Consider the following 5,374-nt stretch of genomic DNA (forward strand, 5'->3'; position numbering starts at 1 on the left):
CTGCAAAATGCACTTGATTCGCGGGCAGCTAAAGCATAAATCGCTATTTTGTTAGCTGAAATATTGAATTTTCAAGGTACGAAGCCCATTTTGGGTATGGGAAGTCTTAGTTATTAACTATTACATGTTGAACATGCTTTTTCTATCATCAACCAAACATCCCTGCTTATACCGTACTTAATTCATATTTTCTTCTAAAAGTACATAATAATTATCATTCACAACTTATCATCTTAATATTTTCCCAGGATAAGCCGTAAGGCGCCATCCGTCCCTCAAACAACCTTACTCCTAAAGTTTTGCAAAGCACAGCCCCGCCCAATCCCATGTTGTATTCCGGACCGTAAAAAACGCCGGCACTTGATGGCAGGAGTCGCCGGGCAGGCGACAACCTGGCATCATAGTACCGCTGCGTTTTTTCCCGAGCGCAAGCGTGTCCGGAATACAATATGGAATTGGGCGGGGCGTCCCTTTACAAACTAATTCCCCTTTTACAAAATACTTACAAACCGATCAAATGCCTTCTGTCCATCCTCTGTCTGCTTATAAACTCCGGCGTCTTCCAGCACCTGACTGAATACCTTACCAATCTCTTCATGAAGAATATCCATAATATTTCCTTCATTCACCTCGCTGTAATTCGGAAGGAATTCCTCAACCCAGTCAGCATGCTTCTCCAGCATTTCATCTGCACGGATATCGCTTCCTGCAAGGATCGCTTTGGCAAGCTCTTCCATTTCCTGTTTCAGTCTCGCCGGGAGTACGGCAAGTCCCATCACTTCGATCAAGCCGATATTCTCTTTCTTGATATGATGAAGTTTTGCATGTGGATGGTATACACCCAGCGGGTGCTCTTCTGTCGTGATGTTGTTCCTTAAAACCAGATCCAGCTCGAACTGTCCGTTTCTCATACGTGCGATCGGAGTGATCGTATTGTGCGGTTCTCCGTCAGTCTCAGCGAAGATAAATGCTTCTTCGTCTGTATATCCTCTCCAGACTTCCAGGATGTGGGCTGCCGCTTTGATGAGGCGCTCTTTTTCACGGCTCTGAAGACGGATAACGGACATCGGCCATTTTACAATTCCTGCATGGACGTCTTCGAATCCCGGAATCGTACATTCTCTTACAACCGGAGCTTTTGCCATGGCAAATTCATGATTGCCGCCCTGAAAATGATCGTGGCTTAAGATGGATCCTCCTACGATCGGGAGGTCAGCATTGGAACCAACGAAATAATGTGGGAACTGTGTTACGAAATCAAGGAGTTTTGCAAATGTAGCTTCCTCAATCTTCATCGGTACATGCTCGCCGTTAAATACGATACAGTGTTCATTGTAATACACATATGGTGAATACTGGAATCCCCAGTTTTTGTCGTCGATTACAACCGGAATAATTCTGTGGTTCTGGCGGGCCGGATGGTTTACACGGCCTGCATAACCTTCATTTTCTTTACAGAGAAGGCATTTCGGATATCCGCCCTGTTTCGCCGTCTTTGCCGCAGCGATTGCTTTCGGATCCTTTTCCGGTTTTGATAGATTGATGGTGATCTCAAGTTCACCATATTCTGTGGAAGTAAGCCATTTCTGATCCTTTTTGATACGGTATCTTCTGATGTAATCACTGTCCTGACTTAATTTATAGAAATAATCAGTCGCGCATTTTGGTCCTTCCTGATAGAGTTCATTGAAATTTGCAATTACAGTACTTGGAGCCGGAACCAGTTTTCCCATAATCTTTGTATCGAACAGATCACGGTAAACAACAGAATCTTCGATCATACCCCGGCTTACTGCGTAATCGGTGATCTCTTTCAGAATGTCCTCAAGTTCCACTTCTTCCGGGATCTGTTCCGGTTTCTCATACTCGGACAGATTGAGTGCTTCCAACACCTGGTTTGTAACGTAAATCTCATCTTCTGCCGCTACCAGTCCTGTTGTTCTACCATACTGCATCAGTTTCGCAACCGCTTCATAAATCATTTCTTTTTCTTCCTTTCCATTTTCTTTATGCTGAATTATTACATTACTTTCATTCCGCCGTATTTACGCACTTTCAGTACATGACATGCGCCCTCTCCGAATACGGCATCCAGTGCTGCGCGGTAAGTTTCCACGAAATCATTCTGTACAAAAGCCTGAATCGTTCCGGCGAATCCGCCTCCGTGTACACGACATACTCCGTGATCTTTCAGAGTCATTTCGCTGACTGCAAGTGCAATGGACATGCTCTGATTCTGTACGTCCTTGTTGGTATAAATGTTCTGCAGATACTTGAAAGATGAATCGCCGGACTGTTTGATCATTATCAGGAAGCCTTCGAAATCTCCGTTATTTAGTGCGTTTACCTGATCTGCCACTCTGTCATTATCTTCGAAAAAATGCAGCGCACGAAGTACCGGGCGGTCTCCTGTCTTCTCGCGAAGTGCAGCAATATTTGCATAGAAATCTGCTTTTGGAACTTCACGAAGGAATTCTTTTCCGAAGAATTCTGCAACGAGCTTCATTTCTTCCGGAATCTTTGCATAGTCATCGGTAAGATCGTGATGAGATCCCTTTGTGTCAACGATGCAAAGGCTGTATTTGTGTTCTTCAAAGTCAACATTTACTTTCTCTACGATCGGTTTTGCCGGATCTGCGAAATCAATGTGGATCAGTCCGCCGACTGCACATGCTGTCTGATCCATCAGTCCGCAAGGTTTTCCAAAGTATACGTTCTCTGCATACTGTCCCACCTGCGCGATTTCAACCATGCTGATCACCATATCGTTATATAATCCGGAAATGATGGTGCCGATGATCGTCTCAAATGCTGCGGAGGAAGACATTCCTGCACCGTTCAGCACATCGCTTGTCACATACGCGTTAAATCCGCCGACTTTATATCCTCTTTCACTCAGTCCGGCAAGCACACCGCGGATCAGACCGGCTGAAGTGCTTTCTTCCTCCGGACGTTTTTTCAGCTCGTCAGCACATAGTTCGATCATTCCGTAACCGTCTGAGTAAACGTTCACGCTGGAATCCTCGTTCTTATTCACGATCGCGATGGCATCCAGATTAATTGAAGTTGCCAGAACCATGCCGTGCTGATGATCGGTATGATTGCCGCCTACTTCGCTTCGTCCCGGAGCACTGTAGATTTCTACTTCCTGTTCTCCGAAGATCTTCACATATTCGCCAAGCGCTCTCACATAGCGTTCTTCCTGATATCCAATCACTCCCTCGTCTACGTAAATATCTCTTAACAGTTCTCTGCAAGCTCCGGCTTTCATTTCTTCCACAATCTGATTGATTTGTCTCATGACGTTCCCTCCGTTTATTTCGTACATTTTTGATTAACTAAATCATACAACATATTTAGTAAATATTCAATATAAATTTACTAAAATTTATGCACAAATTTACTGTTTGATTTTTGTGTAAAGTGAAGGATAAGTACGGAAATATCCTTTTGTACGCAATCTTTATCTTTCATTTTACATTTGAGTTTGCTATAATAGTAAAATATAGTAAACTTGCAAATATCAAGGGGGACTTTTATGGCAACCATTAAAGATATCGCTGCAGCGGCAAATGTTTCGGCAGCGGCTGTTTCCAGGATTTTAAATAATGACGAGACACTCAACGTCTCACCGGAGACACGTCAGAAGGTTCTGGATACTGCCAATAAGATGCATTATGTTAAAAGAAATCGCGTTTCCGTGAAGACGGCGTTCACCATGGGGATCGTCCAGTGGTTTTCTTCCCAGCAGGAACTTGAGGACAGCTACTATCTCCTGATCCGCCAGGGAATCGAGGACTACTGCATTTCACATAATATACAGGTGGTAAGAACATATAAGAGTGATGTCAATTATTTTGACGCGTTAAAAGACGTGGATTGCATTATTTGTATCGGCAAATTCAGTAAAACAGAAGTTGAATCTCTGGTAAACTTAAATCCAAAGATTCTGTTTCTTGATATGCCGGTTAAAAATCCGGATATCTCCACAATCATGATCGATTTTGAACATGCGGTAAAGCTTGTGATGGATTATTTGACCAGACTTGGTCACAAGGAAATCGGTTTCCTGACCGGCAAGGAATATGTCAGCCCTGAACAGCTTTATCCGGATTACCGCAAAAAGGTGTTCGTGAGCTATTGTGAGGAGCATCAGATTCATTATAAACCATATCTCAGGGAGGGATTATTCCGAATTGATTCCGGCTATGAGATGACCTGTGATTTGATCCGAAGCAAAACGCCTCCGACGGCGATTTTTGCAGCCAGCGATCCTATCGCCATGGGTGCGATCAAGGCACTTACGGAATACGGATACCGAATACCGGACGACATCTCGGTGATTGGGTTTGATGATATCAGCATCGCCGAATTTACGACGCCGCCGCTCACAACGATCCATGCGCCTGCTTATAATATGGGACATTACGGTGCGTCGATTCTGCATCATATCATCCGGCAGCAGTCCGGTACTGCGATGAAGATCCAGCTCCCCTGCTCTCTCGCGGTAAGGGAATCCTGCGCCGCCCCTGAATAAATAGAAAAAACCGGAAGAGAATGTAAAATAATACATGCTCTCCCGGTTTTATTTATTCCTAAGTTTTTCTTTTACCAGTCTGCAACCTCTTCCCGGTAATATGTAACAGCCTCTTCCAGTATATGAGCCTTGCCGTCTTTTACTTCCACAACGGTAACTGCACAGTTTTTATGGACTCCGCTGCCCCAGAATTGTTCGATTGGCGCTTTCTTGATCAGACGTAGCATACCACATAAAGCCGCACCATGCGTGGAGACGAGAATCGTTTTATCTGCAAGCTCTTTCTTATGAAAGATCTCTTCCAGAAATGCATGTAGCCGTTCAGAAAGCTGTTCGAAGGACTCTCCTCCCTGCGGAGGGTCATATTTCTCCGGTGCCAGAAAGAAATTCCGAAATGCCGGATCCGGAATATTATAATCATGTCCTTTACAGATCAATCCTTCATATTCACCAAATCCCATCTCCATAATCCTTGTGTCTTCGATCATCGGGATCTTCCGGTCCCCGATCACAAGTTCTGCCGTTTCCTTTGCCCGAAGAAGCGGACTCGTATAGACCACCTCAAAGGGAACAGTCTGAAGTGCCGGCGCTGTTTCGCGGGCAAGCTTTCGTCCGAAGTCATTGAGGGGAATATCCACCTGTCCCTGAAGTCTTCGTGTCTTGTTCCAGTCGGTCTCACCATGCCGTATTAAATAGAGTTTCATTTTTATGCCTCCTGACTCTCTTTGGTAGTGTCAAAAACTACCTGTTTTTTTGTTCCAAAATTCAATAAAAACCTTGATTTTATGGGAGAATGCAAATAAAAAGAGCATTGACCTCCCTTTTTCTGGTATAATG

At 44.3% G+C, this 5,374-nt stretch carries 4 protein-coding genes; 1 reads left to right on the top strand and 3 read right to left on the bottom strand.

Annotated features, from left to right (window positions below; genetic code table 11):
* Positions 1–491 precede the first annotated feature (491 nt).
* Together galT and ACTNBF_RS16125 are read right to left on the bottom strand one after the other, a co-directional pair.
* A complete protein-coding gene (gene galT / locus ACTNBF_RS16120; RefSeq protein WP_441089671.1) occupies positions 492–1,982 on the bottom strand; it encodes a UDP-glucose--hexose-1-phosphate uridylyltransferase in 1,491 nt (496 codons plus the stop codon).
* A 38-nt stretch (positions 1,983–2,020) separates the two neighbouring features.
* Positions 2,021–3,301 carry a galactokinase gene (locus ACTNBF_RS16125; RefSeq protein ID WP_441089672.1) on the bottom strand — a complete coding sequence of 427 codons (1,281 nt, stop codon included), beginning with the start codon at positions 3,299–3,301 and terminating at the stop codon, positions 2,021–2,023.
* A 237-nt stretch (positions 3,302–3,538) separates the two neighbouring features.
* Here ACTNBF_RS16125 and ACTNBF_RS16130 point away from each other — a divergent pair, with 237 nt between their 5' ends.
* Positions 3,539–4,537 (top strand): LacI family DNA-binding transcriptional regulator, encoded by a 999-nt coding sequence (locus tag ACTNBF_RS16130; RefSeq protein ID WP_441089673.1) that lies wholly within the window; start codon positions 3,539–3,541, stop codon positions 4,535–4,537.
* 71 nt (positions 4,538–4,608) lie between these two features.
* Here the strand turns inward: ACTNBF_RS16130 and ACTNBF_RS16135 are convergent, their stop codons facing one another.
* Positions 4,609–5,241, bottom strand: coding sequence for a histidine phosphatase family protein (locus ACTNBF_RS16135; protein WP_427819825.1), 633 nt, complete (start codon positions 5,239–5,241; stop codon positions 4,609–4,611).
* Between the last annotated feature and the right edge of the window lie 133 nt (positions 5,242–5,374).

Origin of the sequence: Bariatricus sp. HCP28S3_A4 (genome assembly GCF_052066395.1) — a bacterium.
In the GTDB taxonomy this organism is placed as follows: Bacteria; Bacillota; Clostridia; order Lachnospirales; family Lachnospiraceae; genus Allocoprococcus.